This is a genomic window from Enterobacter sp. 301B (assembly GCF_003850715.1).
Taxonomy (GTDB): domain Bacteria; phylum Pseudomonadota; class Gammaproteobacteria; order Enterobacterales; family Enterobacteriaceae; genus Enterobacter; species Enterobacter intestinihominis.
Genome location: NZ_PQTC01000002.1, coordinates 1 through 22,043, shown reverse-complemented (window position 1 = coordinate 22,043; position 22,043 = coordinate 1). Strand labels below are relative to the sequence as shown.

Annotated in this window: 20 protein-coding genes; 11 read left to right on the top strand and 9 right to left on the bottom strand. The window is 54.0% G+C overall.

Going from position 1 to position 22,043, the window contains the following annotated elements; all coding sequences use genetic code 11:
- The first annotated feature begins 46 nt into the window (after positions 1 to 46).
- The 4 genes from C3451_RS02495 to C3451_RS02480 are packed head-to-tail and all read left to right on the top strand — an operon-like array spanning position 47 to position 3,798.
- Complete coding sequence (locus C3451_RS02495; RefSeq protein WP_045620887.1) at positions 47 to 964, top strand: ABC transporter substrate-binding protein; 918 nt, start codon at positions 47 to 49, stop codon at positions 962 to 964.
- A 12-nt stretch (positions 965 to 976) separates the two neighbouring features.
- On the top strand, positions 977 to 2,134 hold the full coding sequence (locus C3451_RS02490; RefSeq protein ID WP_045620886.1) for an ABC transporter permease: 1,158 nt from the start codon (positions 977 to 979) through the stop codon (positions 2,132 to 2,134).
- Entirely contained in the window at positions 2,127 to 3,077 is a 951-nt protein-coding gene (locus C3451_RS02485) for an ABC transporter ATP-binding protein (RefSeq protein WP_045620885.1), read from the top strand. The genes C3451_RS02490 and C3451_RS02485 overlap by 8 nt, the downstream gene beginning before the upstream one ends.
- A complete protein-coding gene (locus tag C3451_RS02480) occupies positions 3,061 to 3,798 on the top strand; it encodes an ABC transporter permease (RefSeq protein ID WP_045620884.1) in 738 nt (245 codons plus the stop codon). The genes C3451_RS02485 and C3451_RS02480 overlap by 17 nt, the downstream gene beginning before the upstream one ends.
- Here the strand turns inward: C3451_RS02480 and C3451_RS02475 are convergent.
- Together C3451_RS02475 and mlrA are read right to left on the bottom strand one after the other, a co-directional pair.
- A complete protein-coding gene (locus C3451_RS02475; protein WP_022648678.1) occupies positions 3,773 to 3,886 on the bottom strand; it encodes a protein YohO in 114 nt (37 codons plus the stop codon). The genes C3451_RS02480 and C3451_RS02475 overlap by 26 nt on opposite strands.
- 68 nt (positions 3,887 to 3,954) lie before the next feature.
- Positions 3,955 to 4,695: an HTH-type transcriptional regulator MlrA gene (gene mlrA, locus C3451_RS02470; protein ID WP_022648677.1), complete on the bottom strand. Its 741-nt coding sequence runs from the start codon at positions 4,693 to 4,695 to the stop codon at positions 3,955 to 3,957.
- Positions 4,696 to 4,913: 218 nt separating this feature from the next.
- On the opposite strand from mlrA, the gene C3451_RS02465 reads away from it, so the two are divergent.
- Genes C3451_RS02465 through C3451_RS02455 form a run of 3 tightly spaced genes read left to right on the top strand, consistent with a single transcriptional unit; the run spans position 4,914 to position 7,829 of the window.
- Positions 4,914 to 6,599: a sensor histidine kinase gene (locus C3451_RS02465; protein ID WP_003859271.1), complete on the top strand. Its 1,686-nt coding sequence runs from the start codon at positions 4,914 to 4,916 to the stop codon at positions 6,597 to 6,599.
- Positions 6,593 to 7,312, top strand: a complete 720-nt coding sequence (gene btsR, locus C3451_RS02460; RefSeq protein ID WP_022648676.1) for a two-component system response regulator BtsR — start codon at positions 6,593 to 6,595, stop codon at positions 7,310 to 7,312. Before C3451_RS02465 ends, btsR begins: the two co-directional genes overlap by 7 nt.
- A 46-nt stretch (positions 7,313 to 7,358) precedes the next feature.
- Positions 7,359 to 7,829, top strand: coding sequence for a DUF1456 family protein (locus C3451_RS02455; protein WP_015572337.1), 471 nt, complete (start codon positions 7,359 to 7,361; stop codon positions 7,827 to 7,829).
- A gap of 108 nt (positions 7,830 to 7,937) precedes the next feature.
- Here C3451_RS02455 and metG read toward each other — a convergent pair whose 3' ends face one another.
- Positions 7,938 to 9,971: a methionine--tRNA ligase gene (metG, locus tag C3451_RS02450; protein ID WP_045620883.1), complete on the bottom strand. Its 2,034-nt coding sequence runs from the start codon at positions 9,969 to 9,971 to the stop codon at positions 7,938 to 7,940.
- Between the two features lie 137 nt (positions 9,972 to 10,108).
- Here metG and apbC point away from each other — a divergent pair, with 137 nt between their 5' ends.
- A complete protein-coding gene (gene apbC, locus C3451_RS02445) occupies positions 10,109 to 11,218 on the top strand; it encodes an iron-sulfur cluster carrier protein ApbC (RefSeq protein WP_022648674.1) in 1,110 nt (369 codons plus the stop codon).
- An 89-nt stretch (positions 11,219 to 11,307) separates the two neighbouring features.
- Here apbC and C3451_RS02440 read toward each other — a convergent pair whose 3' ends face one another.
- A complete protein-coding gene (locus C3451_RS02440) occupies positions 11,308 to 11,784 on the bottom strand; it encodes a GNAT family N-acetyltransferase (RefSeq protein WP_045620917.1) in 477 nt (158 codons plus the stop codon).
- On the bottom strand, positions 11,735 to 12,067 hold the full coding sequence (locus tag C3451_RS02435) for an RcnB family protein (RefSeq protein WP_022648672.1): 333 nt from the start codon (positions 12,065 to 12,067) through the stop codon (positions 11,735 to 11,737). Before C3451_RS02435 ends, C3451_RS02440 begins: the two co-directional genes overlap by 50 nt.
- A 455-nt stretch (positions 12,068 to 12,522) precedes the next feature.
- Between C3451_RS02435 and C3451_RS02430 the strand changes: the two genes are divergently transcribed.
- From C3451_RS02430 to C3451_RS02420, 3 genes are read left to right on the top strand one after another with little or no spacing between them, the layout of a single operon-like run.
- Positions 12,523 to 13,653: a polysaccharide export protein gene (locus C3451_RS02430; RefSeq protein WP_022648671.1), complete on the top strand. Its 1,131-nt coding sequence runs from the start codon at positions 12,523 to 12,525 to the stop codon at positions 13,651 to 13,653.
- Complete coding sequence (locus tag C3451_RS02425; RefSeq protein WP_022648670.1) at positions 13,653 to 14,102, top strand: phosphotyrosine protein phosphatase; 450 nt, start codon at positions 13,653 to 13,655, stop codon at positions 14,100 to 14,102. The genes C3451_RS02430 and C3451_RS02425 overlap by 1 nt, the downstream gene beginning before the upstream one ends.
- The gene (locus tag C3451_RS02420; RefSeq protein WP_045620882.1) at positions 14,102 to 16,291 is read left to right on the top strand and encodes a polysaccharide biosynthesis tyrosine autokinase; all 2,190 of its coding nucleotides are present in this window, start codon (positions 14,102 to 14,104) and stop codon (positions 16,289 to 16,291) included. The genes C3451_RS02425 and C3451_RS02420 overlap by 1 nt, the downstream gene beginning before the upstream one ends.
- Positions 16,292 to 16,343: 52 nt before the next feature.
- Here C3451_RS02420 and C3451_RS02415 read toward each other — a convergent pair whose 3' ends face one another.
- The 4 genes from C3451_RS02415 to C3451_RS24480 all read right to left on the bottom strand — a co-directional run bounded on the left by C3451_RS02415 (position 16,344) and on the right by C3451_RS24480 (position 21,453).
- Complete coding sequence (locus C3451_RS02415; RefSeq protein WP_038416407.1) at positions 16,344 to 17,810, bottom strand: aspartate aminotransferase family protein; 1,467 nt, start codon at positions 17,808 to 17,810, stop codon at positions 16,344 to 16,346.
- An 18-nt stretch (positions 17,811 to 17,828) separates the two neighbouring features.
- Complete coding sequence (locus C3451_RS02410) at positions 17,829 to 19,205, bottom strand: diaminobutyrate--2-oxoglutarate transaminase (RefSeq protein ID WP_063139296.1); 1,377 nt, start codon at positions 19,203 to 19,205, stop codon at positions 17,829 to 17,831.
- A 311-nt stretch (positions 19,206 to 19,516) separates the two neighbouring features.
- Positions 19,517 to 19,960, bottom strand: coding sequence for a hypothetical protein (locus C3451_RS02405; protein ID WP_022648666.1), 444 nt, complete (start codon positions 19,958 to 19,960; stop codon positions 19,517 to 19,519).
- A gap of 206 nt (positions 19,961 to 20,166) precedes the next feature.
- Complete coding sequence (locus C3451_RS24480) at positions 20,167 to 21,453, bottom strand: YadA C-terminal domain-containing protein (protein WP_233161964.1); 1,287 nt, start codon at positions 21,451 to 21,453, stop codon at positions 20,167 to 20,169.
- Positions 21,454 to 22,043 lie beyond the last annotated feature (590 nt).

Here is a 22,043-nt window from a genome sequence, read left to right as displayed (position 1 = left end):
TCTCTCAAGCCTATGAAAAAGGCCACAAAATAATGAGGAAAGCAGAATGACGATTATTAAGGGGATAACAGGGTCGGCGGTGCTTCTGGCGGCGCTGAGCCTGCCGTTACAGGCCGCTGAGCCGGTTAAGGTGGGTTCCAAAATTGATACCGAGGGCGCGTTGCTCGGCAATATCATTTTGCAGGTGCTCGAAAGCCACGGCGTGAAAACGGTCAATAAAGTGCAGCTTGGCACCACGCCTGTCGTGCGCGGTGCTATCACTTCCGGCGAGCTGGATATCTACCCGGAATACACCGGCAACGGGGCATTCTTCTTCAAGGATGAAAACGATCCGGCCTGGAAAAATGCCAAAGCCGGGTACGAAAAAGTCAAAAAGCTGGACGCGGAAAAAAATAAGCTGGTCTGGCTTACACCGGCACCGGCCAACAACACCTGGACCATCGCGGTGCGCAAAGATATCGCCGAGAAAGGCAAGCTCACCTCGCTTGACGATCTCAGCCGCTACCTGAAAGAGAAGGGCGAGTTTAAGCTCGCGGCCTCGGCAGAGTTTATCGAGCGCGCTGATGCCCTGCCAGCGTTTGAAAAAGCTTATGATTTCAAGCTCGATCAGGCACAGCTGCTCTCTCTGGCGGGCGGCGACACGGCGGTGACCATTAAGGCGGCGGCGCAGCAAACCTCCGGCGTCAACGCGGCGATGGCTTACGGCACCGACGGCCCGGTCGCGGCACTTGGTCTGCAAACCCTGACCGACCCGAAAGGCGTTCAGCCAATTTACGCCCCAACCCCGGTCGTGCGCGAGGCGGTGCTGAAAGCCTACCCGGATATCGACGATTGGCTCAAACCGGTGTTTGAAAAACTGGATGCGAAAACGCTGCAACAGCTGAATGCCAGCATTGCCGTAGAGGGGCTGGATGCCAAAAAAGTGGCTGCCGACTTCCTGAAACAACAAGGGCTTGTGAAGTAACGGGATAAGGCTGTGCCAATAAAATGTCATAACCGCGTCCTGCTGCTGTTGGTCTGTGTGGCCATCGTGGCGGTCGCGTTACCTTTTGTGAATGTCGCGCCAAACCGTCTGGTGTCGGGCGAACCGCGCGCGCTGTGGCAGATCTGGGCATTTACGCCGCTGCTGCTGGGCGCGGCGCTGGCGAGTACCGTAGTCTTAGCCTTCTGGCCGGGGCGAACCGCGCTGTGGCTGACGCTTCTGCTCAGCGAAGCGCTGTTTATCGTACTGTTCTGGAGCGCAGGACAGGCGGCAACGCAGATGGCCTCGGTTGAAAGCCCGCTGGCGCGCACGTCGATTGGCAGCGGCCTGTGGCTGTGGCTGGCACTCTGCCTGCTGGCCTGTAGCGATGCCATTCGCCGCCTGACGCCGATACCTGTGTGGCGCTGGCTGCTGAACGCGCAATTCTGGGTGATTCCCCTGCTGATCCTCTTCAGCGGCGAGCTGAATCAACTCTCGCTGTTAAAAGAGTACGTCAACCGTCAGGAGGTGTTTGACAACGCGCTGGCGCAACATCTGACGATCCTGTTCGGGACGCTGGTCCCGGCGCTGCTGCTGGGCGTGCCGCTGGGCATGTGGTGCTACCGACATCCCAGCCGCCAGGGTGCCGTCTTTACCGTGCTCAACGTTATTCAGACCATCCCCTCCGTTGCCCTGTTTGGCCTGCTGATTGCCCCCCTCGCCGGTCTGGTTAAATCCTTCCCTGCGTTGGCCGCGGCAGGCATTGCCGGAACCGGGCTGACCCCGGCGCTGATTGCCCTTGTGTTGTATGCGCTGCTGCCACTGGTGCGCGGCGTGGTGGCGGGCTTAAGCCAGGTTCCGCCCGACGTGCTGGAAAGCGCCCATGCGATGGGGATGAGTGCGCGCCAGTGTTTCTGGAAAATACAGCTGCCGCTTGCGCTTCCGCTGCTGGTTCGCAGCCTGCGGGTGGTGACGGTGCAAACCGTTGGGATGGCGGTAATTGCCGCGCTGATCGGGGCGGGCGGCTTTGGGGCGCTGGTGTTCCAGGGGCTGCTCAGCAGCGCGCTGGATCTGGTGTTGCTGGGCGTTGTGCCCACGATTGCGCTGGCGGTCGTTCTGGATGCCCTGTTTGCCCTGTGGCTCGCGCTGCTCAGGAGAAGAGCCAATGATTGAATTTCATGATGTGAGTAAAACCTTTGCGTGCCGTCCGGCGGCAAGCCATCTCAATCTGCATTTTGCCGAGGGGGCGTTCTCGGTATTGATCGGGACGTCGGGGTCGGGAAAATCGACGACGCTGAAGATGATCAATCGGCTGGTGGAGCACGACAGCGGGACGATTCGCTTTGCCGGAGAGGAGATCCGCAGCCTGCCGGTGCTGGAGCTGCGGCGGCGTATGGGCTACGCCATTCAGTCCATCGGCCTGTTTCCCCACTGGACGGTGGCGCAGAACATTGCCACCGTGCCACAGCTGGAAAAATGGTCCCGGGGGAAGATCAATGAGCGTGTCGACGAGTTGATGGCGTTGCTGGGCCTGGACGCGTCGCTTCGCGACCGCTACCCGCACCAGCTTTCCGGCGGACAACAGCAGCGGGTCGGGGTGGCGCGCGCGCTGGCCGCTAACCCGCAGGTACTGCTGATGGATGAGCCCTTCGGCGCGCTGGATCCGGTCACCCGCGGCGCACTTCAGGCCGAGATGAGCCGCATCCACCGTATTCTCGGGCGCACCATCGTGCTGGTGACGCATGATATCGACGAAGCACTGCGGCTGGCCGATCGTCTGGTACTGATGGATCACGGCGAAGTCGTCCAGCAGGGTACGCCGCTTGAGCTGTTAACGTCGCCGGCAAACGATTTTGTGCGTGAGTTCTTTGGCCGCAGTGAGCTGGGTGTCAGGCTGCTCTCGCTGCGCACCGTCAGGGACTATCTGCGTCCGCAGGATGCGCAAATCGGTGGTGAACCGCTGCATGACGGGATGAGCCTGCGCGATGCCCTTTCGGCGTTTGTCGCCCAGCAGTGTGAGGTGTTACCCGTTGCGGACGGGCAGGGTACGCCATGCGGGACGATCCATTTTCGCGATCTGCTGGCGGGGGAGGTGACGCGTGAAGTGGGTCCGTGATCCGTTACTCTGGCTGACAGGGCTGTTTATCGCCTTACTCTACCTGATGCCGCACAGCGCGGCGCTGTTTGATGCGCTTATTCCCGGGCTGCCGCGCCCGGTGTACCAGCAGGAGAGCTTTGTTAATCTCACCCTGGCGCACTTCTGGCTGGTAGCGGCGTCAAGCGTGATTGCCATCGTGCTGGGCACAGGTGCCGGTATTGCGGTGACGCGGCCTGCGGGCAGGGAGTTCCGTCCGCTGGTGGAGACCATCGCCGCAACGGGGCAGACCTTTCCGCCGGTGGCCGTGCTGGCGATTGCCGTGCCGGCGATCGGTTTTGGGCAGGAGCCTGCCATCATTGCGCTGATCTTGTACGGCGTGTTGCCCATTCTGCAAGGGACGCTGGCGGGCATTGCGGCGGTGCCTGCATCGGTGCTGAGCGTAGCGGAAGGGATGGGAATGAGCGCCTGGCAGCGGCTACTGAAGGTTGAACTGCCGCTGGCCGCACCGGTGATTATTGCCGGTGTGCGGACGTCCGTGATCATCAACATTGGTACGGCAACCATCGCGTCGACGGTCGGGGTCAATACGCTGGGGACGCCAATCATTATTGGGTTAAGCGGGTTTAACACGGCTTATATTATTCAGGGGGCGGTTCTGGTTGCGCTGGCGGCGATTGTGGTGGATCGCCTGTTTGAACGCCTGGCCGGATACCTCAGCCAACACCGCCGCGAACAATAAACGAGTAACCTGCAAGCATAACGCCACCGATACCGCTGACGGCCATCAGTGCAAAAAGGGTAATTACGGCCAGTTTCGTTGCCTTCATCATGTGCTCCTGTTGTTAACGGAACAATTATACGGTGAAGCGCAGCTGTTAATGAACCATTAAATGCGTTACAACGCATTTGGCCCCAGCGAGTAAACGGGATAACCATGTTCGCGCCATTCCGTCAGGAGCTGCTGCTGGGAAGCGGAGGGGACTTCGCCACACCAGACCAGCAGCGTCTGCCCCTCAAACAGTTCCGGCCTGAGCTGTGCCAGGGAGTGTGCAAGCACGTCAACGCGCCAGCCCTGCTGGGTGGCAATCCAGGCTTCGAGCCACAGCCGGGTGGTATCGTGGACGTTCCAGCCGATCACCAGCGCATCTTTGCTGTTTTTATTCCGCGCTGAGGCAAGACAGACGGAAATATAGTTAATCAGCACGCCATCAAGCATACTGAGCAGTGCCTGTAAGGTGGTTTGCTGACACTGAAGCCGACGCCGTAGGGGAATAAAAAGATGGGTGATCAGGGTTTGCGCGGGGTAGTCTCGACCCTGTTCTTTGATCCAGCCGCGCAGACGCTGTAAATTGCCGGTCTGCAACAGCCTCAGCAGCGTTTCCTGCTGCTCGCGCCAGAGATGCTGCGTATCAGGATCGTCCTGGCTCAGAAGCGACTTCACCTTGCCTACCTGTACGCCATTGTCGATCCAGCTTTTGATCTCGCGGATCCGGTCAATATCCGCATCGTTAAACAGGCGGTGCCCGCCGTCCGTTCTTTGCGGCTTAAGCAATCCATACCGTCGCTGCCACGCCCGTAGCGTAACGGGATTGATATCACACAGGAGTGCCACCTCACCTATCGTGTAAAGCGCCATTTTCGCCCCCAGGCTTGCGCGTCCCCAGCTTAACTGTAGACCCACTTTGCGGAACCAGGAAGATTTGATTCTTTTTTGTACAAATTATACGAAAGACAGGTTATCTCCGGCAAAAGGTGTGATGACGGACACGATTTATCGCTTTTTTGGCACGTTTCAAAGAAAGTTAACCGCCATCAGTGTATGTTACGCGTTTTTAGAATGTGCGGTTTGTGAGTATGTACGAGTTTAATCTGGTGCTGCTGTTGCTTCAGCAGATGTGCGTGTTTCTTGTCATCGCCTGGTTGATGAGCAAAACGCGCCTGTTCATTCCGCTGATGCAGGTCACCGTCCGTCTGCCGCACAAATTCCTCTGCTACGTCGTATTTTCCATATTCTGCATTATGGGGACCTGGTTTGGTCTCCATATTGAAGATTCCATCGCCAATACGCGCGCCATTGGCGCGGTAATGGGCGGGCTGCTCGGAGGCCCGGTCGTGGGCGGTCTGGTGGGATTAACCGGCGGCCTGCACCGCTATTCGATGGGCGGTATGACGGCACTAAGCTGCATGATCTCCACCATTGTCGAAGGGCTGCTCGGTGGTCTCGTCCACAGCTATATGATTAAGCGCGGACGGCCGGATAAAGTGTTCAGTCCCCTTACCGCCGGGGCGATCACCTTCGTGGCGGAAATGGCGCAGATGGCGATCATCCTGCTGATCGCGCGCCCGTTTGACGATGCGTTACATCTGGTCAGCAGCATTGCCGCACCGATGATGGTCACCAATACCGTAGGTGCGGCGCTGTTTATGCGCATTCTGCTCGACAAACGCGCCATGTTCGAAAAATACACCTCGGCATTTTCTGCCACCGCATTAAAAGTTGCGGCGTCGACGGAAGGGATCCTGCGGCAGGGATTCAACGAGGAGAACAGCATGAAGGTGGCGCAGGTGCTGTATAAAGAGCTGGATATCGGGGCCGTGGCGATTACCGATCGCGAAAAGTTGCTGGCGTTTACCGGTACCGGGGACGACCACCATCTTCCTGGTAAGCCGATCTCCTCGGCCTACACTTTGCGCGCTATTGAAACGGGTGAAGTGGTGTATGCCGACGGGAATGAAGTGCCGTACCGCTGTTCCCTGCATCCGCAGTGCAAACTTGGCTCTACGCTGGTTATTCCCCTGCGGGGCGAAAACCAGCGCGTCATGGGCACCATTAAGCTTTACGAAGCCAAAAATCGCCTGTTCAGCTCCATCAACCGCACGCTGGGGGAGGGTATCGCCCAGCTGCTTTCGGCGCAAATCCTGGCGGGGCAGTATGAACGGCAAAAAGCGCTGCTGACGCAGTCAGAAATTAAGCTCCTGCACGCTCAGGTGAATCCGCATTTCCTGTTTAACGCGCTCAACACGCTGAAGGCGGTGATCCGCCGCGACAGCGATCAGGCCGCGCAGCTGGTGCAATTTCTGTCGACATTTTTCCGCAAAAACCTGAAGCGTCCCTCGGAGATCGTCACCCTCGCGGACGAGATTGAGCATGTAAACGCCTATCTGCAAATTGAAAAAGCGCGCTTCCAGTCACGATTACAGGTGTCGTTATCCGTCCCGGATGAGCTGGCGTATCAGCATCTTCCGGCCTTTACCCTGCAACCGATTGTGGAGAACGCCATTAAGCATGGGACGTCGCAGCTGCTGGGAACCGGAGAAATCATGATTTCCGCTTCCCGTTTTAACCACCATCTGGTGCTGGATATTGAAGATAACGCGGGGCTGTATGAAGCCTCCGCGTCAGGCGGTCTGGGCATGAGCCTGGTGGATAAGCGCCTGCGCGCACATTTTGGTGATGACTGCGGTATCACCGTCGCCTGTGAGCCAGACCGCTATACCCGAATTACCTTACGATTGCCGCTGGAGGAGAACGCATGTTAAGAGTGCTGATTGTTGATGATGAGCCGTTAGCACGGGAAAACCTGCGTGTCCTGTTGCAGGAGCAGAGTGATATTGAGGTCGTGGGGGAATGCGCCAATGCCATTGAAGGCATCGGTGCTGTGCATAAACTGCGCCCGGACGTGCTGTTCCTCGATATTCAGATGCCGCGCATCAGCGGTCTGGAGATGGTCGGCATGCTCGACCCGGAGCACCGCCCCTATATCGTCTTTCTGACGGCCTTTGATGAGTACGCGGTAAAGGCGTTTGAAGAGCACGCGTTTGATTATCTGCTGAAACCGATTGAAGAGAAACGCCTTGAAAAGACCCTGACCCGTCTGCGCCAGGAGCGTACCGCGCAGGACGTGACGCTGCTGCCGGAGCATCAGCAGCCCCTGAAGTTTATCCCCTGTACCGGGCACAGCCGGATTTACCTCCTGCAAATGGACGACGTTGCCTTTGTCAGCAGTCGTCTGAGCGGGGTATACGTCACCAGCGCTGAAGGCAACGAAGGCTTTACCGAGCTTACGTTACGCACGCTGGAGAGCCGCACGCCGCTGATCCGCTGTCATCGACAGTATCTGGTGAACATGGCGCACCTGAAGGAGATCCGCCTGGAAGATAACGGCCAGGCCGAACTGGTGCTACGTGCAGGGCAAACCGTGCCCGTCAGTCGTCGCTATCTGAAAAGTTTGAAAGAGGCGATAGGGCTGTAAAACTGGTACACTGCGCGCCATTGCATCATCGACATTCGAAGGCTCTATGCTAAGTAACGATATTCTTCGTAGCCTGCGCTACACCCTGAAAGCGAACAATAATGACATGGTGCGCATTCTTGCGCTCTCCGACATGGAATCCACGTCCGCCGGGTTCGACACCTGGATGACTAAAGAAGATGAAGAGGGTTTTGTTCGCTGCCCGGACATCATTCTGTCGGGCTTCCTGAACGGCCTGATCTACGACAAGCGCGGCAAAGATGAATCTGCGCCTGAGCTGGCGCTGGAGCGTCGGGTGAATAACAACACGGTGCTGAAAAAGCTGCGTATTGCGTTCTCCCTGAAAACTGACGACATTCTGGCGATCATGACCGAGCAGAAATTTCGCGTGTCGATGCCGGAAATCACCGCCATGATGCGCGCGCCGGATCATAAAAATTACCGCGAGTGTGGGGATCAGTTTCTGCGTTATTTCCTGCGTGGGTTGACGCAGCGGGTGCATAACCAGAAGGGGTGATTTTTAGCCGGGTGGCGGCCTCGCCATACCCGGCCTAAAAACTCGTTGGCCCGTGCAAGCGTAGCGCCGCCGGGCAAAAAAAAGCCGGATTCTCATCCGGCTTTTTTATTACTTCACCTGCTGACCCGGCTTCGCGCCTTCGTCAGGGCTTAACAGGAAGATGTCTTTTCCGCCCGGGCCTGCGGCCATCACCATCCCTTCAGAGATGCCGAAGCGCATTTTACGCGGCGCCAGGTTTGCCACCATCACGGTCTGACGACCGATCAGCACCTGCGGATCAGGGTACGCGGAACGAATGCCGGAGAAGACGTTACGTTTCTCGCCGCCCAGATCCAGCGTCAGACGCAGCAGTTTGTCAGAACCTTCAACGAATTCCGCGTTTTCGATCAGCGCCACGCGCAGGTCGACTTTGGCGAAATCATCAAAGGTGATGGTCTCCTGAATCGGATCGTCCGCCAGCGGGCCGGTCACCGGCGCGGCAGCCGCTTTCACCTCTTCTTTTGATGCTTCCACCAGCGCGTCAACCTGTTTCATCTCGATGCGGTTATACAGTGCCTTGAAGGTGTTCACCTTGTGGTCGAGCAGCGGCTGCTGGATGGCATCCCAGGTCAGTTCGGTGTTCAGGAATGCTTCCGCGCGGGCTGCCAGCTGCGGCAGAACCGGCTTAAGCCAGGTCATCAGCACGCGGAACATGTTCAGACCCATGGTGCAGATCGCCTGCAAGTCGGCGTCGCGGCCTTCCTGTTTCGCCACCACCCATGGTGCCTGCTCGTCGACATATCGGTTGGCCACGTCTGCCAGCGCCATGATTTCGCGAATGGCTTTACCAAATTCACGGCTTTCCCAGGCTTCGCCAACCGCAGCGGCGGCGTCGGTGAAGGTTTTATACAGCTCAGGATCGGCCAGTTCGGCAGAGAGCACGCCGTCAAAGCGTTTAGCGATAAAACCTGCGTTACGGGACGCCAGGTTCACCACCTTGTTGACGATGTCCGCGTTCACGCGCTGCACGAAATCTTCCAGATTCAGGTCGATATCGTCGATGCGGGAAGAGAGCTTCGCGGTGTAGTAGTAGCGCAGGCTATCCGCATCGAAGTGGTTCAGCCAGGTGCTGGCCTTAATAAACGTCCCGCGAGATTTGGACATCTTCGCACCGTTGACCGTTACGTAGCCGTGTACGAACAGGTTAGTCGGCTTGCGGAAATTGCTGCCTTCCAGCATCGCTGGCCAGAACAGGCTGTGGAAGTAAACGATGTCTTTGCCGATGAAGTGGTACAGCTCGGCGGTGGAATCTTTCTTCCAGTACTCGTCGAAGCTTAGGGTATCGCCGCGCTTGTCACACAGGTTCTTGAAGGAGCCCATGTAGCCGATTGGCGCATCCAGCCAGACGTAGAAATATTTGCCCGGCGCGTTCGGGATTTCGAAGCCGAAGTATGGCGCATCGCGGGAGATATCCCACTGCTGCAGACCGGATTCAAACCACTCCTGCATCTTGTTCGCCACCTGCTCCTGCAGCGCGCCACTGCGGGTCCACGCCTGCAGCATTTCGCTGAACGACGGCAGGTCGAAGAAGAAGTGCTCGGAGTCACGCATCACCGGCGTGGCGCCGGAAACCACGGATTTCGGCTCGATAAGCTCGGTCGGGCTGTAGGTCGCGCCACACACTTCGCAGTTATCGCCGTACTGGTCCGGGGATTTACATTTCGGACAGGTGCCTTTGACGAAACGGTCCGGCAGGAACATGCCTTTTTCCGGATCGTACAGCTGAGAGATGGTGCGGTTTTTAATGAAACCGTTCTCTTTCAGACGGGTGTAGATCAGCTCTGACAGCTCGCGGTTCTCGTCGCTGTGCGTGGAGTGATAGTTGTCATAGCTGATGTCAAAGCCAGCAAAATCGGTCTGATGCTCCTGACTCATTTCGGCGATCATCTGTTCCGGGGAAATTCCCAGCTGCTGCGCTTTCAGCATGATTGGGGTGCCGTGGGCATCGTCCGCACAGATGAAATTAACCTCGTGGCCGCGCATTCGCTGGTAACGGACCCAGACATCAGCCTGGATATGCTCCAGCATGTGGCCGAGGTGGATTGAGCCGTTGGCGTACGGCAGGGCGCACGTTACCAGAATTTTTTTCGCGACTTGAGTCATAGTAGGCATTACTTCTTTTAACTGTGAAAAGGGTTTTCGATATTACCAAAAGGGGCATTATTAAGTAAGCACAAACCACGGCCTTTCAGGTAAACTTGTTCATCTAAGGTCTTATTCACAAGAACAAAGGAGTCGGGATGAGTTCTCAATCCCAGGCCAAATCACCGGAAGCCTTACGAGCAATGGTCGCCGGGACGCTGGCTAATTTTCAGCATCCAACCCTGAAGCACAATCTCACGACGCTGAAAGCGCTTCATCATGTCGCATGGCTGGACGATACGCTGCACATTGAGCTGCAGATGCCGTTCGTCTGGACCAGCGCCTTTGATGCCCTGAAAGAGCAAACCAGTTCTGAGCTGCTGCGCATTACTGGCGCAAAAGCAATTGACTGGAAGCTAAGCCACAGCATCGCCACGCTCAAGCGCGTGAAAAATCAGCCGGGCGTTAACGGCGTGAAGAACATCATCGCCGTCAGTTCTGGCAAGGGTGGGGTGGGTAAATCGTCGACCGCCGTGAACCTGGCGCTTGCTCTGGCGGCAGAAGGGGCGAAAGTCGGCATTCTGGATGCGGATATTTATGGCCCGTCCATTCCGAACATGCTGGGGGCTGAAAACCAGCGTCCAACTTCGCCGGACGGTACCCACATGGCGCCGATCGTGGCGCACGGTCTGGCGACCAACTCCATTGGTTACCTGGTCACGGACGATAACGCAATGGTCTGGCGCGGCCCGATGGCCAGCAAAGCGTTGCTGCAAATGTTGCAGGAGACAATGTGGCCTGACCTCGATTATCTGGTGCTGGACATGCCGCCGGGCACCGGTGATATCCAGCTGACGCTGGCGCAGAACATTCCGGTCACCGGCGCCGTCGTGGTCACCACGCCGCAGGATATCGCGCTGATCGACGCCAAAAAAGGCATCGTGATGTTCGAGAAGGTGGAGGTGCCGGTACTCGGCATCGTCGAAAACATGAGCATGCACATTTGCAGCAACTGTGGACACCATGAGCCGATCTTCGGTACCGGCGGTGCGGAGAAGCTGGCGGCGCAATATCACACCCAGCTGCTGGGGCAACTGCCGTTGCATATCACACTGCGTGAAGATCTGGATAGCGGTAAGCCGACGGTGGTCAGCCGTCCTGATAGCGAATTCACGGAAATCTATCGTCAGCTGGCGGGGCGCGTTGCGGCGCAACTGTACTGGCAGGGGGAAGTGATCCCGAGCGAGATCGCCTTCCGCGCGGTGTAACGCCTCTGCGCGTCAGTGCCGGGTGGCGGCTTCGCCTTACCCGGCCTACCTCGATTTTGTAGGTCAGGTAAGCGTAGCGCCACCTGACTTTACCCAAGCCGATAGTGCATCAAATAATACTCTCCTTCCGGAGAATCCCCCGTCGCCTCAATGTGCCAGCCGTGGCGCTGGTAAAACGCAACCGCCCGCTCATTCTTCACCAGACACTTCAGCGCGCCTGTACTGGTAAACGTCCTCTGTACTTGTTCCAGTAACAAACGGCCAACTCCCAGACGCTGATACAGCGGGTCGACAAACAGATTGTGCAAAAAGTTATCATTTTCCCAGACGGAGGCAAAACCTACCCGGTGACCGTCGTGAATCGCAACCCAGATCTGCTCGTCACGCGTTGCGGCGTCAAAATCCTCAAGCTGCCATTCAGAATTGTCCAGCCATGGCCAGGCCACGCGTCGTGCATGCAGGTACAGCGTGCGCAGAAATGGCCGGTCGTCCTCCTGCCAGGGCCGGATCATCGTATCAGCGGTGATAGAAAATATCTCCGTTATAGGCTTTGTAGATTTTGCCATCAGCATCGCCAATCAGAACATAATTTTCACCCATGTAGGTCCAGTGCGTACCGGCATCGGGCGCGGGAAGGTTACGTAGCTGGTACTGTTTGATGGTGTACTCTGGCGTCTGATACTGCGCGGGCGCGGTATCGCCAATCTTAAATTTGGTGAAGTCGGCGATGAACTCCTGTTCTTCATAAGCCTTAATGCCGGAAGGCGCGGCGGCCGTTTGCGGGGCTGCGAATGCGGAGCCCGCCAGAGACAGTAATACACCCAGAAGCACCAATTTACGCTTAGCCATTTTTTCTCCAGTGATATCGTTACGGATACGCTTGTCTGCGGGGGACAGTGCGGCAGACAGCCCATTTTAAGTATCAAAACAGGGTGTGTTTGAAAAAAAATGTAACAAAAGTGAACGGTTTTGTGTAGTGCCAGCGGTTGTGAGTATTTTTGATATGAATGCGTGCTGACGGGAATAATTCATTGTAACTATCGTTTTGCTGAATTAATTCTGAAAATACATTGTTGCCGTAATTTTATAAACTGTAGATCGTGCTTTTTTTTGCCACAGGCTTTAAGATTTTCAGGAAGATTATATTTTAATTAATTGCCCGTCACAGATCGGGCAATTCGTGTCTTCACTTTTAGATTACGTTTTAGTATTCCCTTGAAAAGAAACTTATTTCAAGCGTGGGTTAGCGCAGGGCTGCGCCCCGTCGGGCGTTCGCTACGAGCAGGGATGATAAGTATATATAAATGAAAAACACAACAGCATTATCTGTAATATTCTTAGCAATAAGTCAGTTGGCGGGGTGCGTAATTTCTCCCGGCCAAACGTTAAGTTCCGCAGGCAAAAAAATAATTGCGCCGGCTGATCTCAATAATAGTTTAGATAAACAAATCGAAATTTATCCACTTACGCCCGGATTAATTGAGAAACTACGTCCCGCAGCAGCTAAATCTCAGGCAAATCCTAATCTTGATGAGCAGGTCAAAAACTGGGAATACCGTATTGGAATCGGTGACATCCTGACGGTCACCGTCTGGGATCACCCGGAGCTGACTACGCCCGCGGGACAGTATCGTAGCGCAAGCGATACGGGAAACTGGGTCAATGCCGATGGCACGCTCTTTTATCCTTACGTGGGTAAACTGCACGTGGCGGGAAAAACGGTTTCCAGAGTGCGCGAGGAGATCACTGCGCGGCTGGATAACGTCATTGAAAGCCCCCAGGTCGACGTCAGCGTTGCCGCTTTCCGTTCGCAAAAAGCCTACGTTACGGGAGAAGTGGCGAAATCTGGCCAGCAGGCCATCACCAACATTCCGCTGACGGTTATGGATGCCGTTAATGCCGCAGGTGGGCTTACTGCTGATGCGGACTGGCGGAACGTGGTGCTGACTCACAACGGTCAGGATTCCCGAATTTCCCTTTATGCCCTGATGCAGCATGGCGATTTAACCCAGAATAAGCTGCTCAACCCTGGCGACATCTTGTTTATTCCCCGCAACGATGCGCTGAAAGTATTCGTGATGGGCGAAGTTGTTAAACAGAGCACGCTGAAGATGGATCGCAGCGGCATGACGTTGGCCGAAGCGCTCGGCAATGCCGGTGGCCTGGACCAGAATATGGCTGATGCGACGGGTATTTTTGTTATCCGCTCGGTACGCGAGTCCGGGAAAATTGCGAATATCTATCAACTGAATGCAAAAGACGCTTCGGCCATGGTGCTGGGCACCGAGTTTCAGCTTGAGCCTTACGACATTGTCTATGTCACCACTGCTCCACTCTCCCGCTGGAATCGCGTAATAACACAGCTTGTTCCGACAATCAGCGGGGTGCATGACCTCACCGAAACGGTTCGTTATATCAGATCGTGGCCGCAATAATGTTCGAATCAATACTCGTGGTATGTACCGGAAATGTCTGCCGTTCTCCGATTGGAGAACGGCTTTTGCGCCAGCACTTGCCCGACAGACACATCACCTCGGCGGGAATACTCGGCCTTGAGGGGTATCCGGCGGATGAGTGCGCCCAGGACGTGGCCTGGCGGCATGGGATCTCCCTCGACGGTCATGTGGCGCGCAGGCTGACACGCAGGCTGATGCAGGGATCCGATCTCATCCTGGTTATGGAGCCGGAACATCTTCGCTTCATTGCAGCCATGGCACCGGAAAACAGGGGGAAGTCGCTGCTTTTTGGGCAGTGGCTGGAGCCGCAGGATATCCCAGACCCCTATCGTAAAAGCCGTGAAGCGTTTGAATATGTGTTCGGGCTATTGGGTAAAGCCAGCCAGGAATGGGCACGTCGTTTAGGACAGAAAGGAATAAAGCATTAATGTCGTCTTACACAACAGACAATTATGGTGCAGGGGCACCCGAACAAAATGAAATCGATCTCGTTCGTTTGCTCGGCGAAATGATCGACCACCGCACGATGATATTGTGCGTGACTTTCCTTTTCACTTTATGCGCGGGCCTCTATGCCTGGGTTACGCCACCTGTTTATCAGGCGGATGCTATGGTGCAAATAGAAAGCAAACAGGATAACGGCCTGCTCAAAGGCTTGAGCCAGCTGGGCACCGATATTTCGCCGGATGTTGCCCCTGAAATTTTACTGTTGAAATCTCGCATGATCCTCGGCGAGACCGTCGACAAATTAGATCTGACGTATCAGGCAAAGCAGCGCGTTTTGCCTGTGGTGGGGCGTCTCTGGCAGCGTCTGCAAGGGCGTGGGCAGGGCAACATAACGTTAGGCGAACTCCAGATCCCGCAGGTGGAGGGCAAAGCGCAAGAACTCACGCTGACCGTACAGGAAGCGGGAAGGTATCACCTGACGGGCGAAAACATTGAGGCAGACGGCCAGGTGGGTAAAACGCTGGTTACGCAAGGGATCGTGCTGCGGGTGACCTCGATTGAGGCGACGCCAGGCACACAGTTTTCGCTTAAGTCGTTGACGCGCCTGGAGACGATCAACACGCTGAAGAAGCGTCTGACGGTCGTGGAATCGGAGAAACAGAGCGGTATTGTGACCTTAACCCTGACGGGTGAAGATCCTGACAAAATCGCCCGGGTGCTGAATGCGATTGCTGAAAATTATCTTCAGCAAAATATCGCGCGCCAGGAGGCTCAGGATTCGCGTAGTCTGGATTTTTTACAGGAGCAGTTACCGAAAATCAGAGCGGACCTGGATCAGGCTGAAGCGCGGCTGAATGCCTACCGGGCGCAGCGCGACTCTGTGGATCTGTCTTTAGAGGCAAAATCCGTCCTGGATCAGGTTGTGAACGTTGAGAATCAGCTAAATGAGCTGACGTTCCGGGAGGCAGAAATTTCCCAGCTCTTTAAAAAGAGTCACCCTACCTACCGTGCATTGCATGAAAAAAGACAAACCCTTGTGCGGGAACGGGATCGTCTTAATAACCGTGTGTCCTCGATGCCCTCCACGCAGCAGGAGATTTTACGCCTGAGCCGCGATGTTGAGTCGGGCCGCACGATTTATTTACAGCTATTGACGCGTCAGCAGGAGCTGAATATTTCCCGCTCCAGCGCTGTCGGGAACGTGAGGATCATTGATGAGGCGGTTACACTCCCGGATCCGATAAAACCGCGAAAAGCGCTAATCATTGCGCTTGGCGTGCTGTTCGGGCTCATCCTTTCAATGGGGACCGTACTGGTACGTCAGGCGTTCAAACGTGGGATCACGCTTTCCGAACAGCTGGAAGCGCAGGGGATGCTGGTTCTGGCGACGTTACCACGTTCACAGTGGCTGTGGAGTAAAACGCATTTGCGCAGAAAAAATCCGTTTTCTCGTCGCTGGACACACAAAACCTCGGATGTACCTTTCCTGCCAGTCGATCGACCTGCTGATATGTTTGTTGAAGCGGTACGCGGGCTGCGAACCAGTCTGCATTTCACCATGATGGAGGCTGAGAATCGCATTGTGATGATTTCTGGCCCCACGCAGGACTGCGGAAAAACACTGGTGGCGACGAACCTGGCGGCCATTGCCGGGCAGAGCGGTCAGCGGGCGCTGTTTATTGATGCGGATATGCGCCAGGGTTATGTGCATAATATTTTTGGCCTGGAGAACCGCCACGGATTATCCTGCCTGCTGGAAGGGAAGCGCGACTTTGGGGAGGTCATTCAGCATGCTGAAAAAGGGGGAATTGACGTCATCACCTGCGGCCCGGAACCCCTGCGTCCGTTAGAAATGCTGTTAAGCGAACGGTTCATTGACATCATGTCCTGGGTTAACGAGCAATATGACATTGTCATCATCGATACACCCCCAGTTCTTGCCGTCAATGATGCTGCGCTGGTTGCCAGAGCAGCCGGAACAACGCTAATGGTTGCCCGTTACGATAAAACCAGCGTGAAAGAGATGGAGAATACCGTTAAACGTCTACAGCACGTTGGCGTGAAGGTCAGCGGCACAATCCTCAACGATATTGTTAAATCCGCAGCGCTGTTTTACAGCTCGGGGTACAGCCAGTATGACTACGGTTATGCTTCGAGGAAAAAAGGATAGGGGCGTCAGGACGGGATAATAAACCCTCTCCCGGATGGGAGAGGGAAAAGCATTACTTCGCCATCACTTCCTGCGCGGTACGCTCAACCAGAGACAGCAGGACTTTAACGTCCTCCAGCGTCACGGTTGGGTTCAGCAGGGTCAGCTTCAGGCAGGTGACGCCGTTATGCTCGGTCACCCCGACGTTTGCGCGGCCGGATTCCAGCAGCGCATCGCCAATTTTCTGGTTCAGCAGGGCGATACCGGCGTCATCCATCTGGGTCTGCGGACGGAAGCGGAACAGCACGCTTGCCAGCTGGGGTTGCATAACCAGTTCCAGAGCAGACTGCTCTTTTACGTAAGCCGCAACCTGCTGTGCCAGCGTCACGCCGTGATCGATAATTGCCGCATATTGCTCCTGACCCAGCGCTTCCAGGCTCATCCACAGTTTCAGCGCGTCGAAACGACGGGTGGTTTGCAGAGATTTGGAAACCAGGTTAGGCACGCCCGCTTCTTCATCGAACTCAGAGTTCAGGTAAGCCGCCTGATAGCGCATCAGCTCATAATGACGTGCTTCTTTCAGCAAGAAGGCACCGCAGCTGATGGTCTGGAAGAACTGCTTGTGGAAGTCCAGCGTCACGGAATCCACCAGCTCGATGCCGTCCAGGTAGTGACGATACTGCTCAGACATCAGCAGCGCGCCGCCCCAGGCCGCATCAACGTGTACCCAGATATTCTGTTTCGCAGCCAGCTCGGCAATGGCACGCAGCGGATCGATAGCACCCGCATCCGTCGTGCCGGCCGTGGCCACAATCGCCAGGATCTGTTCGCCGTTCGCGTTGCACTGTTCGATTTTCGCCGCCAGATCGGTGAGATCCATGCGGGAGAATTCATCAGTTTTCACCTGCACCACGGACTGGTAGCCCAGGCCCATCAGCGCCATGTTTTTCTGCACGGAGAAGTGGGCGTTTTCAGAGCACAGCACGCGAATTTTGCGCAGATCGCCCACCAGACCGTCCTGCTGTACCGAGTGGCCTTGACGCGCGAAGAACGCATCACGCGCCAGCATCAGGCCCATCAGGTTACTCTGGGTGCCGCCGCTGGTGAAGACGCCTGCGTCGCCAGCCTGATAACCCACGCGGGTACGCAGCCATTCGATCAGCTTGATCTCAATAATGGTTGCGGACGGGCTTTGATCCCAGGAGTCCATACTCTGGTTGGTGGCGTTAATTAGCACTTCCGCCGCCTGGCTTACGACCAGGCTTGGGCAGTGCAGGTGCGCCACGCACTGCGGGTGATGAACGGACAAACTGTCTTTCAGGAAGAACTCCACGGCGCGTTCAATCGCCGCTTCGTTGCCCAGCCCTTTCGGGTTGAAATCCAGCTTAATACGGTCGCGCAGCTCGGCGACCGTTTTGCCCTGGTACATCTCAGGCTGTTTCAGCCACTGCATCACAGCCTGAGTGCTTTGTTCAATCGCCTGCTGGTAAGCTTCAATGCTCTGGGCAGAGGAGAACAAAATTGGGTTTGAATCAGACATCGTAATCAACAACTCCGGTTACGCCGGGCGAACGCCCGCAGCAAGCAGTGCCTGCTCGAATTTATCCAGGAAGACTTTCAGCTCGTCATCGCTGATCAGCAGTGACGGCAGCAGACGCAGAACGATACCGTTACGGCCGCCACGCTCCAGAATCAGGCCTGCTTCGAAGCACTTCTTCTGGATCAGTGCAGACAGCTCGCCATCGCCCGGGAAGCAACCCATGTGGTCGGCGGCTTCATGTGGCTTAACGATTTCAATACCGATCATCATGCCCAGACCGCGAACGTGGCCGATAACCGGATAGCGTTTCGCCATCTCTTTCAGCTGGCCTTTCAGCCATTCGCCTTGTGCGGCAACTTTGCCCGCGATATTCTGGTCTTTCAGGATCTTCAGCGTCGTCAGACCGGTTGCCATCGCCAGCTGGTTGCCGCGGAAGGTACCGGTGTGGTGACCAGGCGCCCACGCATCGAACTGCTTCTTGATACCGAGCACAGCCAGTGGCAGACCGCCGCCAACTGCTTTGGACATCACGATGATGTCAGGCTCAATGCCTGCGTGTTCGAAGGCAAAGAATTTACCGGTACGGGCAAAGCCAGCCTGAACTTCGTCGAGGATCAGCAGAATGCCGTGTTCCTGAGTCACTTTACGGATGCGCTGCAACCACTCAGCCGGAGCCGGGTTCACGCCGCCTTCGCCCTGAACAGCTTCCAGGATCACCGCGGCAGGTTTACGCACGCCGCTTTCAACGTCGTTGATCAGGTTATCGAAGTAGTAGGTCAGCGCCTTCACGCCCGCTTCACCACCGATACCCAGTGGGCAGCGGTACTCGTGTGGGTAAGGCATGAACTGGACTTCTGGCATCATACCGTCAACCGCTTCTTTCGGAGACAGGTTACCGGTGACGGACAGTGCACCGTGGGTCATACCGTGGTAACCACCAGAGAAACTGATGATACCGCTGCGACCGGTTACTTTTTTCGCCAGCTTCAGCGCCGCTTCAACGGCGTCAGCCCCGGACGGGCCAGTGAATTGCAGACAGTACTCTTTGCCCTGACCAGGCAACAGAGAGAGGAGGTATTCTGAAAACGCGTCTTTCAACGGCGTAGTCAGATCCAGGGTATGTAACGGCAAGCCGTTGGTAATGACATTTTGGATGCTTTTCAGCACATCAGGATGATTGTGGCCAAGCGCGAGGGTGCCTGCGCCTGCTAAACAGTCAAGGTATTCTTTATTATCTGCATCGGTGATCCACACGCCTTCTGCTTTCGTGATCGCTAAAGGCAGTTTGCGCGGATAACTCCTGACGTTAGATTCAAACTCGGCCTGACGGGCCAGATAGGTTTCGTTGCTTTTGTGGGCATCTACGGTGTCAATACGGACTTTATCCGTCATCATATCACTCCTACAACCGCCGCTTCATTATGAGCAACGATTGAATAAAAAGTTAAAAAACAGATGGGGCCTGAAAAAAACGCCGCCAATATAGAGCCTTTTGTCACCGGGCTCAATGGTTAATTTGTTTACTGTTTTGTGACACAGGGCACAGGGGAGGGGATAACCTCATTTTCCGGCAAAAGTATGCAGTTTATTCTCAATAAAAACAGTGGTTTATATATGGATTGTCAGCATTGTAAAATCAGATGAAAGAGTGTGGCAAATTGTGCGCCTGGCAGGCTAAAAGGAGGCGGAGAGCCTCCTTAGACTGTTTATTTTTGGGTAACGCGTAAAACGCCGTGTTCACGTCCCTTTGTTTTATTCCATGACGCGTCCGTAATACCGTTTTCATCCAGGCTTATCGATATCACAAAACCGTTACCATGGATCTCATAGAAATTCGCATTCAGACGTTTAACGCTGGCTTTTTTGCCGTTCACGGTAGCGCTAAAAAAGCCGTTAGAAAGGGTAGCGTTAACCGTATCCGACGAGAACGAGGCTTCGCGAAGAGGATCGTGAACGGATGCCGTTGGTTCGTGTTGTGCCGCGTTTTCCGCTTTGGTTTTGCTGATATCGCAAGATCCATCGCCAGCGCTAATTTGCGTGCATCCCGAGCGCTCTAACTGAGCACGATAGTGTGCGCTAATGGCGTGTGCAGGCGAAATACACCCAGCAAGTACGGCAGCGCTTAACACTAGCATCATTGATTTTTTCATTTTATCACCTTAAAAACGACACAAATAATAAGAAACGTACATAATGCCGATCCAGACCCCGACCGAAATAAGCAATAGATACAGGGCAGCTGAAATAAAAATGTGTTTGAGCATGTTATTGGCCATCATCATACTTTCCATCAGCGAAGTACTGTCGCCCTGAAAAGCTTCCTCTATTATGAATGTAGTCGAGTTACGTGTTTTTCTTAAAAGCCAATCCCGATGCCTGCGCCCATAGCAAGATCATTATTTGTAGAATCGCTTACGCCAGCTTTAACGATGGTGTTGCTACCAACGTGGAAGGATGCACCCACACTAACAGCTTGCTCGTCTTTAAAGCTACCTACACCAGCAGAGAACATGACAGCCTGTTCTTTCTCTACTTGAGGCATAGAGGCGATAGCTACAGCGCTAGCAGCACCTGAACGGGCTTCTTTCTTATTGCTATCAACTTCATCTTTCAGGCTCTTGAATTGAGAGTTAGTGTTAGCTTGCGCTTGTGCGAACACTTGTTGAGCAGCTTTCAGATCTTTAGCTTGTGCTGTAGTTTGGGTATTGAGTGACTTAACCAGATTGATAGTTTTAGTATCAACTTCTTTCTTAGTGATGGTAGTTGTGATTCCGTTAGAGCCAGCTTTACCTGCATCCCCTTTATCACCTTTAGCGCCAGTGTCGCCCTTATCACCTTTGATGGAATCTCCTTTATCTCCTTTCTCACCCTTAACACCTGGAGCACCATCTTTCCCAGCTATACCTTGTGCGCCTGCGTCACCTTTTAAACCTTGCGCACCTGTAGCACCATCTTTACCATCGATCCCGTTTTTACCATCAACACCATCTTTACCATCTACGCCGTTAGTCGGCTTAGGAGCGTTTTCTAATGCTGTAAGGCGGGTAGAGTTATTACCAGCCATGATAAGAGCAGTGTTAGCGTTTGTATCGGCTTGATTAGCTGTATCTTGCGCAATCTGTGCTTTATCAGCAAGAAGCTGTTTAGCCCCTTGTAAGTCACTGTTGACGTTATCAATAGCAGAAGTATTAGCTGTTGCAGTAGTTAATGCACTATTTGCTGTTTGTGCATTACGCAGGATTTCAACGTGATCACTAGCCTGATTACCTTCAACAGTGGTAAGGCGTTTACCTTGCTCAATTACAACAGTATCAGAAGCCGCAATATGGGAAGCGTTTTTATCAGCTAATGTTTTAGCCTGATCCGCCGTATCTTGTGCAGTAGAAGCAGCAGAGGAAGCAGTATTAATAGCTGTATCTTGTTGACTATTTACCTGATTGATTGCAGGGATTTTGTTAAAATACACATCAGCAATATCATTCGATAGACCATCAACTTGACCTTGCAAATTACTATGTGCTGTTTCCAGATCCTGACCACTGGAAAGAACTACATCACTAGCGGGTGTAGCAGCTTTAACAACACTAGATAACAGGATGCCAAAAACAGTAATAGCCATTACTGATTTGTTAATACATTTCATTTGAAAGACTCGCATTAATTTAATTAAGTGGTAACTGTGCTGAACTATAAATAGTTTACGTTTGGGAATGTTGATCTAAATCACAGTTAGCACATATAGCTTAAATGGTTGGATGTGATATTAAAGGCATTTAAGCATTACAAAACAAGGGGTTGTATAGACACTGTGTTTCTAGATGTATAAGTTGATGTTTATAAATGAAATTATATTTCAAGTTCATTCAATGGATTTTTTAAATGTATACTTTGAATCATAATTCATAACTTTCATATGAAATTAACTTCAATTGAAGCTGAAAGTAAGCATTATGAATGAGGAAAAACGGGTTAATATAAGACTTTTAACAAAAAGTGCTATTTTTTAATAAAATGTAAAAAAAGTAACAAAATCTGGCACCAAGACCTTTTCAAGTGTTGCTATAATTAAATATTAAAAGAGAATATTCACACAGGAGAGCAATGAATGAAAGTAAGCAAAGCTTACAAATTCATAAATACTTCAGGAGTTACTTATTACTCTTTGTAAATATGTTTTTGATTTTGACTTACTCGAATAAAACTTGTTTTATTCGTATAGGTAAGCAATTAAAG

What these genes read in the sequence shown, in the direction of transcription:
- C3451_RS02495 (WP_045620887.1), top strand. Translation starts at nt 47, where the DNA reads ATGACGATTATTAAGGGGATAACAGGGTCGGCGGTGCTTCTGGCGGCG.
- C3451_RS02485 (WP_045620885.1), top strand. Translation starts at nt 2,127, where the DNA reads ATGATTGAATTTCATGATGTGAGTAAAACCTTTGCGTGCCGTCCGGCG.
- C3451_RS02475 (WP_022648678.1), bottom strand. Translation starts at nt 3,886, where the DNA reads ATGAAGGCAACGAAACTGGCCGTAATTACCCTTTTTGCACTGATGGCC.
- mlrA (WP_022648677.1), bottom strand. Translation starts at nt 4,695, where the DNA reads ATGGCGCTTTACACGATAGGTGAGGTGGCACTCCTGTGTGATATCAAT.
- C3451_RS02465 (WP_003859271.1), top strand. Translation starts at nt 4,914, where the DNA reads ATGTACGAGTTTAATCTGGTGCTGCTGTTGCTTCAGCAGATGTGCGTG.
- btsR (WP_022648676.1), top strand. Translation starts at nt 6,593, where the DNA reads ATGTTAAGAGTGCTGATTGTTGATGATGAGCCGTTAGCACGGGAAAAC.
- C3451_RS02455 (WP_015572337.1), top strand. Translation starts at nt 7,359, where the DNA reads ATGCTAAGTAACGATATTCTTCGTAGCCTGCGCTACACCCTGAAAGCG.
- metG (WP_045620883.1), bottom strand. Translation starts at nt 9,971, where the DNA reads ATGACTCAAGTCGCGAAAAAAATTCTGGTAACGTGCGCCCTGCCGTAC.
- apbC (WP_022648674.1), top strand. Translation starts at nt 10,109, where the DNA reads ATGAGTTCTCAATCCCAGGCCAAATCACCGGAAGCCTTACGAGCAATG.
- C3451_RS02440 (WP_045620917.1), bottom strand. Translation starts at nt 11,784, where the DNA reads ATGGCAAAATCTACAAAGCCTATAACGGAGATATTTTCTATCACCGCT.
- C3451_RS02435 (WP_022648672.1), bottom strand. Translation starts at nt 12,067, where the DNA reads ATGGCTAAGCGTAAATTGGTGCTTCTGGGTGTATTACTGTCTCTGGCG.
- C3451_RS02430 (WP_022648671.1), top strand. Translation starts at nt 12,523, where the DNA reads ATGAAAAACACAACAGCATTATCTGTAATATTCTTAGCAATAAGTCAG.
- C3451_RS02425 (WP_022648670.1), top strand. Translation starts at nt 13,653, where the DNA reads ATGTTCGAATCAATACTCGTGGTATGTACCGGAAATGTCTGCCGTTCT.
- C3451_RS02420 (WP_045620882.1), top strand. Translation starts at nt 14,102, where the DNA reads ATGTCGTCTTACACAACAGACAATTATGGTGCAGGGGCACCCGAACAA.
- C3451_RS02415 (WP_038416407.1), bottom strand. Translation starts at nt 17,810, where the DNA reads ATGTCTGATTCAAACCCAATTTTGTTCTCCTCTGCCCAGAGCATTGAA.
- C3451_RS02410 (WP_063139296.1), bottom strand. Translation starts at nt 19,205, where the DNA reads ATGATGACGGATAAAGTCCGTATTGACACCGTAGATGCCCACAAAAGC.
- C3451_RS02405 (WP_022648666.1), bottom strand. Translation starts at nt 19,960, where the DNA reads ATGAAAAAATCAATGATGCTAGTGTTAAGCGCTGCCGTACTTGCTGGG.
- C3451_RS24480 (WP_233161964.1), bottom strand. Translation starts at nt 21,453, where the DNA reads ATGAAATGTATTAACAAATCAGTAATGGCTATTACTGTTTTTGGCATC.